This window comes from Pseudomonas synxantha BG33R, assembly GCF_000263715.2.
GTDB classification, from domain to species: Bacteria; Pseudomonadota; Gammaproteobacteria; order Pseudomonadales; family Pseudomonadaceae; genus Aquipseudomonas; species Aquipseudomonas synxantha_A.
Window position 1 is genome coordinate 2,303,389 of the sequence record NZ_CM001514.1, and the last position, 13,070, is coordinate 2,316,458.

Consider the following 13,070-nt stretch of genomic DNA (forward strand, 5'->3'; position numbering starts at 1 on the left):
ATTAATAATGTTTGCCAGGACGCGACCATGACTGCCTTGACCCTTGCTACGGCGCAAACCCTTTCCATTGCTGGCGATGTTGAAGCCAATATCGCACGGCACCGGGTGTTCATGCAGGCTGCGGCAGAGCAGGGTGTGCAATTGCTGGTGTTTCCGGAGCTGTCTTTGACCGGTTATGAACCCACGCTGGCCGCTGACTTGGCCATCGCTCCCGATGCGCCAGTGTTGGCGCCCCTGCGCGAGATGGCGCGCGAGTTGCAGCTGACGGCAGTGGTGGGTATGCCGATCCGCCTGGCCCCGCAAACGGATGTTTTGATTGGCGCCCTGGTGCTGGGTGCCGACGGCTCACTGGCGGTGTACACCAAGCAGCATCTGCATCCAGGCGAAGACGTGGCGTTTGCGGCCGGGCAGGGTGGTGGTGCTCTCCAATGGGGGAATGATCGTGTTGCCCTGGCGGTTTGCGCCGACTTCTCCCACGCCAGTCATCCGCGCCAGGCGGCGCAAGCGGGCGCCAATGTCTACGCAGCAGGCGTGCTGATCAGCGAAGGCGGCTACGCAAAAGACAGCGCGCTGCTGCAGGGCTATGCCGCGGAGCATCGTCTGCTGGTGCTGATGGCTAACCACGGTGGCCCATCGGGTGGCTGGGCCTGTGCAGGTCGCAGCGCGATCTGGGCCGCGGATGGCCGTTTGCTTGCAGCGGTACCCGGTGTCGGCGAAGCGCTGGTGATTGCCCGTCGCGACGACGAGCATTGGGTGGGCCAAGTGGTGGCCGTATAAATGGCTTTTCACCTGCGTGCTGCCACAGAACAGGATCTGCCGTTTGCGCGGGCCCTGACCCACGAGGCGATGAACCGCTACTACGTGCAAAACCAGCTGATTTGGTCCAATGCCGGCTTCGACACGGCCTGGGCCGGTCGGGAAAACTGGCTGATTTGCCGAGATGACCACACGTTGGGATTTATCAGCCTCAGTCGCGACGGTGGCGCTCTATACATCCGTGAGTTGCATTTGCTCCAGGCGTATCGCGGGCAGGGCGCAGGCACTTGGGTGCTGGAGCAGATAGCGCTGAAGGCGCAGGCGCAGGCGCTTGGGCTGTTGCGGTTGACCGTGTTCAAGACCAATCCGGCCAGAAGGCTCTATCAGCGCATGGGGTTCAGCATTGTTGGCGAAGAGGATGGCTTCTGGCGGATGGAGCGTGACTGTCGCGCACGCTAAACCCTGTGCAAAATCCTAATAAGCGCATACTGATTCAGGAGCCGACTTCCCTTGATGTTCCAGCCAGGCCTTGGCTTGTGCAGCCGTGCGGATTCCGGGCATAGTTCAAAACCGCTCAAGTTCGTTCAACGAAGAGATGAGTGTGTCACCTCTTGATGTGTGCAAAATGGGATCATGCATCCAAATGAGTGGAATCGGTTCGCGTTTAAGGCAAGAAAGAGAGCGACTCGGCCTGCCGCATAAAGTTTTTGGTGAAATCGGAGGCGTTGAAGCCAACGCTCAAGGCAAATATGAAAACGGCGGGCGTGCGCCCCAGGATTTCTGACCTTTTGCCCAATAAATTCGGTCGTCCGCCACCCGTTGGACGACTACCGGGCAGGCAAACTCCATATATATGACGCTTGCGGCTAGGTCTGTGCCCAGCTTTTTTGCTAAGGTGTTCAGCAATCTATAAGACCATATCGCGAGGTGTCTGCTTGATTAGGGTGCTAGTAGTCGATGATCATGATCTCGTTCGTACAGGCATTACACGAATGCTGGCTGACATCGACGGCCTGCAAGTAGTCGGCCAGGCTGAGTCAGGGGAGGAGTCTCTGATCAAGGCTCGGGAATTGAAACCCGATGTGGTGTTGATGGACGTCAAGATGCCCGGGATCGGCGGTCTTGGTGCCACGACCAAGCTGTTGCGCAGCCACCCGGACATCAAGGTCGTGGTGGTGACGGTGTGCGAGGAAGACCCGTTTCCGACGCGGCTCCTGCAGGCCGGTGCTGCGGGCTACCTGACCAAAGGCGCGGGCTTGGCGGAGATGGTGCAGGCCATTCGCCTGGTCTTTGCCGGCCAGCGTTACATCAGCCCGCAGATCGCCCAACAGTTGGCGATCAAATCCTTCCAGCCCACCAGCGATTCGCCGTTTGATACGCTGTCGGAGCGGGAAATCCAGATCGCCTTGATGATCGTCGGTTGCCAGAAAGTGCAGTCGATCTCCGACAAGCTCTGCCTGTCGCCCAAGACCGTCAATACCTACCGCTATCGCATCTTCGAGAAGCTCGCCATCAGCAGTGATGTTGAATTGACCCTGCTCGCGGTGCGCCACGGCATGGTGGACGCCAGCGCCTGACATGACTACGCCGTTTGATCCAAGTGCCTTTCTCTCGACCTGCAGTGGCCGCCCCGGCGTGTACCGCATGTTCGACAGCGAGGCGCGCCTGCTGTATGTGGGCAAAGCCAAGAACCTGAAGAACCGGCTGGCGAGTTATTTTCGCAAGACCGGCCTTGCGCCGAAAACCGCCGCCCTGGTGGCGCGTATCGCCCAGGTCGAAACCACCATCACCGCCAATGAAACCGAGGCGCTGCTGCTTGAGCAGACGCTGATCAAGGAATGGCGGCCGCCCTACAACATCTTGTTGCGTGACGATAAATCCTACCCTTACGTGTTTTTATCGGATGGCAACTTCCCGCGCCTGAGCATTCACCGTGGGGCGAAAAAGCAAAAGGGCAAGTACTTCGGGCCTTATCCCAGCGCCGGGGCGATTCGTGAAAGCCTGAGCCTGCTGCAAAAAACCTTTTTTGTGCGCCAGTGCGAAGACAGCTTCTACAAGAACCGCACGCGGCCGTGCCTGCAATACCAGATCAAGCGCTGCAAAGCGCCCTGTGTGGGCCTGGTTGAGCCGGCAGAGTACGCCGAGGATGTGCGCCACTCGGTGATGTTCCTCGAGGGGCGCAGCAACGCGCTCACCGATGAGCTGTCCGGGGCCATGGAGCAGGCGGCCAGCACCCTGGATTTCGAAAAGGCTGCCGAGCTACGCGACCAGATCTCCCTGCTGCGTCGCGTCCAGGACCAGCAAAGCATGGAAGGCGGCACCGGTGACGTCGACGTGATCGCCGCGTTCGTCAACCCGGGCGGCGCCTGTGTGCACCTGATCAGCGTGCGTGGCGGGCGGGTGCTGGGCAGCAAGAACTTCTTCCCGCAGACCGGTATCGACGAAGACGTTGCCGAGGTGATGGCCGCATTCCTTGGCCAGTACTACGTGAGCAGCCCAGAGCGCGACCTGCCCTCGGAGCTGATCGTCAATGTGGTACACGAAGACTTCCCCACCTTGATCGAAGCGATCCACGAGCTGCGGGGCCGCGAGCTGGACATCAGCCACCGCGTACGCGGCACCCGTGCCCGCTGGCAGCAACTGGCCGTGACCAACGCCGAACAGGCCCTGAGCGCGCGCCTGGCCAATCGACAGCACGTTGCCACACGCTTCGACGCTCTGGCCGAAGTCCTCAACCTGGACGAGCCGCCCCAGCGCCTGGAGTGCTACGACATCAGCCACTCCAGCGGTGAGGCCACGGTGGCCTCCTGCGTGGTGTTCGGGCCGGAAGGGCCGATCAAGTCCGACTACCGGCGCTACAACATCGAAGGCGTTACCGCCGGCGATGACTACGCCGCGATGCACCAGGCGCTCACGCGGCGTTTCAGCAAGTTGAAGGACGGGGAGGGCAAGCTGCCCGATATCCTGCTGGTAGACGGCGGCAAGGGCCAGCTGTCCATGGCGCGAGACGTGCTCAACGAGCTGGCCGTGCCCGACCTGATCCTGCTCGGCGTCGCCAAGGGCACCACGCGCAAGGCCGGTTTCGAGACGTTGTACTTGAATGATGCCGCCCATGAGTTCACGTTGAAGGGCGACTCGCCTGCGCTGCACCTGATTCAACAAATCCGTGACGAAGCCCACCGTTTCGCCATTACCGGCCACCGCGCGCGCCGTGGCAAAACCCGGCGAACCTCAACCCTGGAAGGGGTGGCAGGGGTTGGCCCGACGCGGCGTCGCGACTTGCTTAAACATTTTGGTGGCTTGCAGGAGCTCTCCCGTGCCAGCATTGACGAAATAGCCAAAGCACCCGGTATCAGTAAAAAGCTCGCTGAATTGATTTATGCCAATCTGCACAGCGAATAGAATGCCTTCTCACCTCGTAGCCAGTTGTGCCGATGAATATCCCTAATCTGATCACCGTACTACGCGTCCTGCTTATCCCGATTTTCATTTTGTTGTTCTATTTGCCGTATGAATGGAGCTACGTCGCGTCCAGTTCGGTATTTGCCTTCGCAGCCGCCACCGACTGGCTCGACGGCTACCTGGCCCGCCGCCTGGAACAGAGCACGCCGTTCGGCGCGTTCCTCGACCCCGTGGCCGACAAACTCATGGTCGCCGTCGCCCTGGTGCTGCTGGTGCAGGAACACGGCAACCTGTGGCTGACCCTGCCGGCTGCCGTCATCATCGGCCGCGAGATCGTCGTCTCGGCCCTGCGCGAATGGATGGCCGAAATCGGCGCCCGCGCCCACGTCGCCGTATCGAACATGGGCAAATGGAAAACCGCGGCGCAGATGCTCGCGCTGGTCATCCTGCTGGCCAACCCGTCGGACTTCTCGTTCTGGGTGCTTACCGGCTACGCCTTGCTGCTCGTTGCCGCTGGCCTGACCCTGTGGTCCATGCTGCAATATCTGCGTGCGGCCTGGCCCCATCTGCGAACCACCGTTGAAAAGAAATAAAACTTTTTTGAATCAAGGGGTTGACGGGTGCTGAGGATCCTATAGAATGCGCATCACCAAGCGGGAATAGCTCAGTTGGTAGAGCACGACCTTGCCAAGGTCGGGGTCGCGAGTTCGAGTCTCGTTTCCCGCTCCAAATATTGCACTACAGAGTTCCACTGAATTCTGTAAGTGATTGAAAAAAGGGCCTTTAGGCCCTTTTTTCGTTCCAGCGGGAACCACTGAAGTCCAGCTCCATCCAGTGCTTTTAAGTCCCGATTTAAGTCCCGAATGAGGATCTTGAATTTGGATGTACACTGAATCGGTTTTTTGCTGGAGCAGCTTGGATAGCGAGACGAGCATCTGGCCCTGACTCTGTTCAGGAGCTCGCTATGGCACTCTCGGATACGACCGTTCGGCAAGCCCGAATCACCGGCAATGACTATACGATAGGCGACACGGATGGGCTGGCGCTCAACGTGACCGCCCGCGGCGGAAAAATCTGGCGTTTCAGATACTACTGGGCGGGCGTGCAGAAGCGCATGTCTCTGGGTAGTTATCCGCAAATCAGCCTCAAAGAAGCCCGTGCGCGACGTGATGAGGCGCGCGCCTTGGTCGCCCAAGGCATCAATCCCTATGAGCACCGTAAACAGCAGCGTCGTGCTGTTCGTTTTGCGGCAGAGCACACCTTCGAGGCCGTGTTCAATCAGTGGGTGGAGTTCCGCAGGCTAAGCCTGAAGGAGGGCCGCCAGAGTACGCTCTCGCAAATCTTGCGAATCTTCAATAAAGACGTCCTGCCCACTCTGGGCGGGCGGTCCGTCTACGATATCAATCGTCACGATCTGCTGGATTTATTAAGCAGGATCGAACAGCGCAAGGCCTTAACGACCGCCGAAAAATGCCGGACCTGGTTCAACCAATTGTTCCGCTATGCGCTGGTGAAAATCGAGGGGCTGGAATACAACCCGGCTTCGGACCTTGATGTGGTCGCACTTCCCAAACCTCCCGTGACGCACAATCCGTTTCTCCGCATGGACGAGCTCCCGGGGTTGATGGCTGCGCTTCGAAACTACGGCGGTGCCGACCAAACTCGGCTTGGCCTTCGGTTGTTGTTGCTGGCCGGTGTCCGCACGGGCGAATTGCGCTTGGCAACACCCGACCAGTTCGATCTGGAGAAGCGCTTGTGGGTCATACCGGCGGAAATGGTGAAACAACTCCAGCTAGCGATGCGGAAGCCAGGTAAGCAGACCCAAAATGTACCGCCTTATATCGTGCCGCTGTCGGTTCAGGCGCTGGAGATCGTGCGCCACATGCTGGACCAAGTTGTCCCCGCACAGCGCTACCTATTTGCGCATCGAAGCGATCTAAGCAAACGCATCAGCGAGAATACGCTGAATGGCGCGTTACGTCGGATGGGGTATGCCGATCAACTTACTGGTCACGGGATGAGGGCAACGATCTCGACGGCGCTGAACGAGATTGGATATCCAAAGGTATGGGTGGACGCTCAGCTTTCTCATGCTGATCCGGATAAGGTTAGTGCGGCCTACAATCATGCTGAATATGTCGAGCAGCGTCGGACCATGATGCAGGATTGGGCGAACCGTCTGGACCTTTGGGGGCAGGGCCATTTAAAGGCAGCAAGCTCTCCGCTTACCATCCGATTGGAGGGCGCCGCTTCGTTGCCATCGCTCGAAAACGCGAGCGCAAATTCCGTTCAGTTCAGCGGCACCTTTCCAACGACAATTGTCTCGGTGCCCAAGGCTTCAGTTAGCAACGAACCAGCTCTTATCGCGTCGCACCAGTCGCCTGTCGTACCGCTTTTGGTGCCGAGTGAAAAACTGCATCAATCTCATGTGTCTGACATCCAGCGCGAACGCGCCGAGATGCTTGCCATCTATGAGGCCGCAAGTAATTTGCCATTATTGGTTTTTGCTAAATTGGCTGGCAAATCCCGAGATCAGATCAACCGTGACATTAAGGCTCGGCGTCTGCTGTCCCTTAGCCTGGGGAATCGTGGTCAGCGCATTCCGGATTGGCAGCTTGATCCATTGCGGCACAAGTTGGTGCTTGCTGCGTTAGCGCTGTTTCCGGATGTCGATGCATGGAGGCTTTATCGGACGGTCTGTGAGCCTCATGAGCGATTTAAGGGCCGTTCGCCGATCGATGCGCTCACTCTGGAGAATTTCGACGTGGCTGTACGAATCGTTTGTAGCGCCCTTGGCTCAAGCTGAAGTGCTGTCTCGTGCGGTGATAACGAATGTCGCTGCTTTCTTGGGCCCATCTAGAGCTACTCTTGAATGTGTGGACTACGCAAGTCGCCTGACGTTTCGGAGCTGGTCGGCTAGAGGATTCTATTGCGCAGGAAGACGCCATTTGGCAATATCCCGCTCCCGCACTCTCTTGTCAGCCCTCCATCCCTCTCATTTGGGGGCTGAGTTTTTGAGGGGCGGGTAATCACCCGGTCTCGTGCCGGGTTTTTATGCGTTCGGCAGATACGGCTGGCGGATAAACATGGAATTCAGCTACCCCTCGTATGGGGTGCTAGGGGTCGAGTGTTCGAATCACTCCGTCCCGACCATATTTTTCAATGACTTAGCCCAATCATCACCGGTTGGGCTTTTTCATGTCTGAAAAAATACTCCCACATTTACTCCCACGGATATTCTGGATCTAGTTGGCTTCGACGTCTAAGGGAGTCTAATGGGGGCACCGCCTTGTCTCTGCTGATCTACACCTGTCAGTGCTACAGGTGGGAGCCCGCTTGTGGCCGAGCTACCGGTCGCGACAGGATGCTAACTACCAAATGTAGCCTTTAGTCCTCACTGCAACCGAACATGCAGGTGATTCACAAGCTGGTCCGCGGTACCGAGTACCGACAGTTATGGGGTAATGCGTTCACGTGGCGGTTTTCGGGGTTTTCTAGTTCTAAGCGGCGTGAGCTAAGGAGGGCTTTGGCAATCGGCTCCACTCAAGCAAGCTCGATGTGTTTCATTGAATGGCAATATGGCATAGTGGTAGCACAAGTCTGTTGCATGCCCGCAACGTGGCCGCAACGCCGAAATAGAATATTGCCGAAGCTCCTCATGCCCAAGAAACCGGCCCCAAATCAACTTGTCGTCAAGCGCGGAGCAATCCCCCCCTCTGTGTATCTGATGCATATATCGGATAAAGAATGGGAGCTTTTTATCGAGGATGCTTGCCGGCATGGCGGAAGGTATTTTCAGGTTAAGCGGCTGGGCAATGCCAATGATAAAGGGCGGGATGTGGAAGCGCGCTTCCAGGGTGCGCTTGTGGCTGATGGTTGGGACCTTTTTCAAGCGAAACACTATAAAGACCGATTGACGCCCAGTGATGCCTTCCCGGAAATAGCTAAATTTATTGGTCATTTACTGTCGAAAAGTTACCCGGTTCCTCGTAAGTATTATTTTTGTGCCCCTCTTAATGCAGGGCCTGATCTTCATGATTTGCTGGCTGACCCTCAAAAACTTCGCGAAACATTTCTTGCCGCATGGAGGTCGGGTTCCCAAGGCCTAGGGCCTGAGAAGGCGAAGTTGACTCCAGAGATGGAGGCGTTTGTGATCGCGTTCGATTTCAGCCGTTTCGAAGAGTACTTGGTTCATGACCTCCTCGCATGGCACGAGCAAGATTCCTCCGCCCACTACAAGCTATTCGGCATCGAGCCTGAGCGCGGTGACGATCCCGAAGTGCCGAATGAAGCTCAAGCATACGAGATGGTGTATGTGACTGAGCTCCTTAATGTGTATGGTGAGCTCGATGGTACGCCAATAGCATTGAAGGATGTTCTCGACTCAGAAATTTACAACGACCATTTTGCTGCTGCTCGCGAGGCTTTTTACTCTGCGGAAGGGCTAAAACGGTTTAGCCGCGATATTTACCTTGAGGACGAGTTCGCAAAACTTCTCGATATGGTTAGAAAAGGGATCAAGCTAAAGGTGTACAGCCCAAGTTTAAAAACGGGGATGGAGCGCCATGATGCAGCCATAGGTGCAGTTAGTAGCGTCGCTCTCACAGATAGTGCTCTGCATCCTCGACTTCGGGGCGGAGATTTGCCGGGCACATGCCATCACCTAGTTAATGACAAGCACTTAAAATGGGTTCGATAAAATCAAGGAAGCAACCCGAACTGTTCAATACCCCTTTTGAACTCGGGCTAAGGATGGTTTACCTGCTGTCAGCGCTTCGACCTGAAGGCGCTGATCTTCAAAAATTGGTGTTATTGGATTATGCAATTGTGTACTCGAGCGACGTCGGAGGGCCCAATAGTCTTCATACTCCAGTACCCTTTCGTAACGCCGAGTTGTTCAGCAGACGTGAGCGAATCGAGCAGGGTTTGTACCTGATGAGCACACGTGGCTTGGTCGATGTTGTACTGGATGATCGAGGTATGACCTATGTGGCTGGGCCAAGCAGCTTCACGATGGTTGGCTCCCTATCATCAAAGTACTGGCGAGAGCTCGAGACTAGATGCAGATGGGTTGCAACTCGATTCGGAGCAAAAGAGTCAAGCGCGTTGCAGAGTGAGTTCGCTGAAAAAGGGCACCTGTGGGGTGCCGAACTTGATACCGTAAGGAGGCTATTGTAGACATGGCTGTCGCGCTTATTCAGCTGAAGGCATCCGGACCGGGAAAGCCAGACGCGCTCATTGATTTTAAGTTTCCAGCAACACTCGTTCGCGGGCCAAGCGACACGGGTAAGTCCTACATTCGCGACTGTTTATGGGTACTCCTTGGTGGCGAGAAAAACCCCAAGAAAATCCCTCAGGCAACCGGATACGACACCCTTACCTTGCAGCTGGACGGTGATGGGCAGTTGTATGAAATTCGCCGCGCATTAGCTGGAGGGGAGACAAGGCTGAGCTCACTTACATTAGCGGTGGACGGTGCGCATGCTCGTGAGGAGCTTGAAGAAGACATAGGTGATTTTCTTGTAAAAATGTCGGGTGCTGCTGGCAAGCTTTTACTTCGATCTCGTGCAAAAAAGGGATTTGTAACGGGCGGGGATTTACGTCACTGGTTTCTTCTATCGCAGCCGAACATGATCAGTGAAGACCCGACTAGTGGCCAGGTGGTATCGGCGACTCAGCGTATTGCAGCATTCCACATGTTCATCACTGGCAGCGATGACGCTGCGATTGAGCTGACCAAGTCAAATGCGGAAAAACAACAGATTGTTGGGAAAGTATTAGGAGCGGAAGAAAGCCTAAAACGAGTGCGATCGGAACTGCCATCCGATCAGAGCCGTGACGAGATAGTCGATGCTCTTGAAAGGGTAGATAGCGTTTTAGGTGCCATGACACAACGTTATGATGAGCGGGCGTCGCATCTGCGTGATGTTCGTGAGCAGATTTATCGTGTCGAAAGACAACTGATCGATGCTCGATCCAAACGTGAGCACAGTCGAGCCATGGCCGACCGTTTTGAGTTGCTCGATGAAAAGTATCGTAGTGATAGTGAGCGGCTAGGCGCAACCTGGGAGGGTGTGTCTATGTTTCAAGCGCTAACTGAGGTGCCATGCCCCTTGTGCTGCGCTCCGCCTGGAGTGCAAACCGATCAACGACAGCTTATTCAAGGCAATCAAGATCTCTACAGACGAGCCCTGAAGGTGGAGCTGGAAAAGATCTCTGTTTTACGTCACGGATTGGCTGATGCCCTGAAACGGGAGCTCCAACGCGTTTCGGAGATTGATGCCCAAAGCCGAGAGTGGAGCGAAAGCCTTAAACAGTTGGAACAAGAAGAGCGTAAACGTTCAGCATCAACGCATCAGGAGTTCAGCGGGGATCCTAAGTCTCTAGCCTTACGTCGCAGTGAACTTTCTGAGTATCTAGCTAGATTCGAAGAGGAAAGCCACCTAGTCGCCGAAATTGAACGCCTGTCAAAATTCAAAGGCGGCAAGCAAACGCGTCTCGAGCGTAATGTCGGCGATGCCGCCAGAGATGTAGCTTCGCTTGCAAAGGAGTATTTGCATGCCTGGGGTTTTGAACTGATCGATTCTGTATTGCTAGATGCGAATGTATGCGACCTCACCATTAACGGTCGTGCACGCCTTGATTTTGGTGCAGGTAAACGATCCATTTTCTTGGCAGCGCTAACCGTTGCCGTAATGGCTCATGCTATAGAAAAGGGGTACCCGCATCTCGGATTCGTCGTCATTGACTCGCCTTTAAAGTCTTATGCAGACCCCAAAAGTAAGGAGCAGCGAGATGTTGCAGTCCTCACGGTAACTGACCGCTTCTATAGCTGGCTTGCAAATTGGTCCGGCCCGGGCCAGATCATCATTCTTGAAAATCAGGATCTGAAGCAGATCGCGCGTGAATTGCTTAAACCTATTGAGTTTGTTGGAGATGCAGGGGACGAGGGACGTACTGGTTTTTACCCGTAGGGTCAAACAGGTATTGAAATTATGCAGGTCGAGAAAACAAAGGGATTAATGACAGCCATTGAGCACCACGGAAATTAATCTGTTTCGATTTTAAGAAAAGGGTTATCGGGTGGTATCAATTCAAAAAATTGCTTCGGATCCTCAATCAAGTACCCCTTCAAGGTGGTTCTCTTCCTAGGGCCCTGCACTTGGCATGCCCAGATGTTCAGGCCGTTGTCTCGCTTCCTGTGGACCTTCAGTTTCTCGAACTGCTTCTGTACCCAACGCCATTCGTTAATCTCTTGATCGACCCTCTTGGCGATGCCAGGAAACTCCTGGACATAACGTTGGAAGAGACCAGGCGTGACCAGAAATACGCTGCCACTCACCGTGTGGATTTTGGCCTTGCTGTCATTGATGATCAACTTATGGCTCAGGATGCCTTCCTTGACCCAATTCAGGAATGCCTGGCCTGGCTTATCCGATGGAGGCGTTGAGGTTTCGAGAGTACTTTCTGCCGGCGCATTGCTGGTCTCAGGGTCTATCAATTCGAACATGTCCAGCAGCGTGCCGAGGTAATCGACATCCTCTAGTACCATGGGATCCGGCTGCGGTTGGCTTTGAGCTGATCCTGCACTGGCTGCCTCAGGCACTGGTGTTGGTATCTGGGTGTCAGTTGAGTGGTCATGGGCTGCAATGCTCACCGTTCCACTGAAAGCCTCGGGCCGGTCTTCGTTCCCCCAAATCAGTGCGGGTTGAAGGCGCAGAAAGGTGAAACTCTGCTGCCAATTTCCCTGAACCACTAGCGCAGTCCAGATGGCTTTGCCTTCCGGCGTAGACTCAACCAATCCATGCGATTGCAGCTCGTCGAACACCGCGAGGTTGGATGAAGGAATGCCCTCAATCGATTGCGACAGCAAATAGGCTCGCAGCTTGTCCGTGACCGTCTTACTGACCAGCCACAGTGCGTCCTGGGTCAGCCATGCCGCGGCACCCGGCTGGTTGAGTTTCAGCTCGTGTTGAACCAGATGACGCAGTCCGCTGATCAAATGGTGTTGCAACGAATGAATCGGCGCTTGTAGCGCCTTGTTTGGGTTGCCCCCGATGTTTTGTGCTGTGGAGACGCGGTCGGCTTGAATGACCAACTCACCGAGCACGCCGGCACGTTCGTACTGGCCGGCCAGGACATACAGCAGGCTGGCCCAGAGTTGAGGAAATCCACTGAGCCAGTCTAAGATCGGGCGGTCCAGAATCTGGGTGTAGAGTAAGCCAGCGGCGGCACCGTGCAGGTGGTAGTCACGACCCTTGATGTAACGAAAACGGTAGGGCTGATCCAGGGAGCCCTGCCAAGGATGCCAAACACGGCCATCCTGGCGTTCGACCAGCACGTCCACGGCGATCTTGCCGATGTCATGCAGCAGGGCGCCATAAGCGATTCCAGCCGACCAGGCATCGGTCTGGGCAGCTTGTTCTTCAGGCGCGGCGCCGGTGGGCAGTAGATACGACTGACGTAGTTTCAAACTGCAAGCGACCAGCTCCAGGCCATGGTCGAGCATGCCACCGAGATACGCATGGTGGTGCGTCTCGCTGGCCGGGAGTTGCTGGACCTGTTCGGCGTAGCGATGGATCGGATTTAAGTAGAGCTGGGTGAATTGGACGTGGGAGAGGGCGGTGTATTGCCAGATGCGATCGAGCAACTGACGGCGGTGCTCCACTGCTAAGAGGGTATGGGCTGACTCGATGGACAGGTAACCTTCGGCGACGTTGACGGTCGGTGGCGGAGGGGGCTTCTGCCTTTTGTGGCGAAACAGACTGAGCATCGTGACCTCCGGGAAGTGGCTGGGTCATTGGCCTTTTAGCCTTTTCGGATAGCGCTCTTACCCTTGAGTGCCCATTCCCTTCCAACCCTTACCCGTCCTTTTGGCTCGTGTCCCTTTGTGCGGCAATCGGAATATGGAT

The 13,070-nt window shown here is 55.9% G+C and carries 10 protein-coding genes, 1 tRNA gene and 1 pseudogene; 11 read left to right on the top strand and 1 reads right to left on the bottom strand.

The features are described from left to right. Nucleotides 1–27: 27 nt before the first annotated feature. The 11 genes and pseudogenes from PSEBG33_RS16715 to PSEBG33_RS16675 all read left to right on the top strand — a co-directional run bounded on the left by PSEBG33_RS16715 (nt 28) and on the right by PSEBG33_RS16675 (nt 11,132). Nucleotides 28–777 carry a carbon-nitrogen hydrolase family protein gene (locus PSEBG33_RS16715; RefSeq protein ID WP_005786986.1) on the top strand — a complete coding sequence of 250 codons (750 nt, stop codon included), beginning with the start codon at nt 28–30 and terminating at the stop codon, nt 775–777. Continuing rightward, nucleotides 778–1,215, top strand: coding sequence for a GNAT family N-acetyltransferase (locus tag PSEBG33_RS16710; RefSeq protein WP_005786988.1), 438 nt, complete (start codon nt 778–780; stop codon nt 1,213–1,215). 184 nt (nt 1,216–1,399) lie between these two features. Beyond that, a pseudogene (locus tag PSEBG33_RS29725) lies at nt 1,400–1,531 on the top strand (transcriptional regulator); the annotation flags it as partial. Nucleotides 1,532–1,691: 160 nt separating this feature from the next. Beyond that, entirely contained in the window at nt 1,692–2,333 is a 642-nt protein-coding gene (gene uvrY, locus PSEBG33_RS16705) for a UvrY/SirA/GacA family response regulator transcription factor (RefSeq protein ID WP_005786991.1), read from the top strand. 1 nt (nt 2,334) lies between these two features. Then, nucleotides 2,335–4,158, top strand: coding sequence for an excinuclease ABC subunit UvrC (uvrC, locus tag PSEBG33_RS16700; protein ID WP_005786993.1), 1,824 nt, complete (start codon nt 2,335–2,337; stop codon nt 4,156–4,158). Between the two features lie 32 nt (nt 4,159–4,190). After that, nucleotides 4,191–4,751, top strand: coding sequence for a CDP-diacylglycerol--glycerol-3-phosphate 3-phosphatidyltransferase (gene pgsA, locus PSEBG33_RS16695; protein ID WP_003190391.1), 561 nt, complete (start codon nt 4,191–4,193; stop codon nt 4,749–4,751). A gap of 60 nt (nt 4,752–4,811) precedes the next feature. After that, nucleotides 4,812–4,887 (top strand) — tRNA-Gly (locus tag PSEBG33_RS16690). A 235-nt stretch (nt 4,888–5,122) separates the two neighbouring features. Beyond that, nucleotides 5,123–6,964 carry a tyrosine-type recombinase/integrase gene (locus PSEBG33_RS16685; protein ID WP_005786995.1) on the top strand — a complete coding sequence of 614 codons (1,842 nt, stop codon included), beginning with the start codon at nt 5,123–5,125 and terminating at the stop codon, nt 6,962–6,964. Nucleotides 6,965–7,816: 852 nt separating this feature from the next. After that, nucleotides 7,817–8,857, top strand: coding sequence for an ABC-three component system protein (locus PSEBG33_RS16680; protein WP_032803828.1), 1,041 nt, complete (start codon nt 7,817–7,819; stop codon nt 8,855–8,857). After that, nucleotides 8,845–9,336 carry an ABC-three component system middle component 2 gene (locus PSEBG33_RS30125; protein WP_032803415.1) on the top strand — a complete coding sequence of 164 codons (492 nt, stop codon included), beginning with the start codon at nt 8,845–8,847 and terminating at the stop codon, nt 9,334–9,336. The genes PSEBG33_RS16680 and PSEBG33_RS30125 overlap by 13 nt, the downstream gene beginning before the upstream one ends. A 2-nt stretch (nt 9,337–9,338) precedes the next feature. Beyond that, nucleotides 9,339–11,132 (top strand): hypothetical protein, encoded by a 1,794-nt coding sequence (locus PSEBG33_RS16675; RefSeq protein ID WP_005786998.1) that lies wholly within the window; start codon nt 9,339–9,341, stop codon nt 11,130–11,132. A 74-nt stretch (nt 11,133–11,206) separates the two neighbouring features. Here PSEBG33_RS16675 and mobH read toward each other — a convergent pair whose 3' ends face one another. Beyond that, nucleotides 11,207–12,931, bottom strand: a complete 1,725-nt coding sequence (mobH, locus tag PSEBG33_RS16670) for a MobH family relaxase (protein ID WP_005786999.1) — start codon at nt 12,929–12,931, stop codon at nt 11,207–11,209. Between the last annotated feature and the right edge of the window lie 139 nt (nt 12,932–13,070).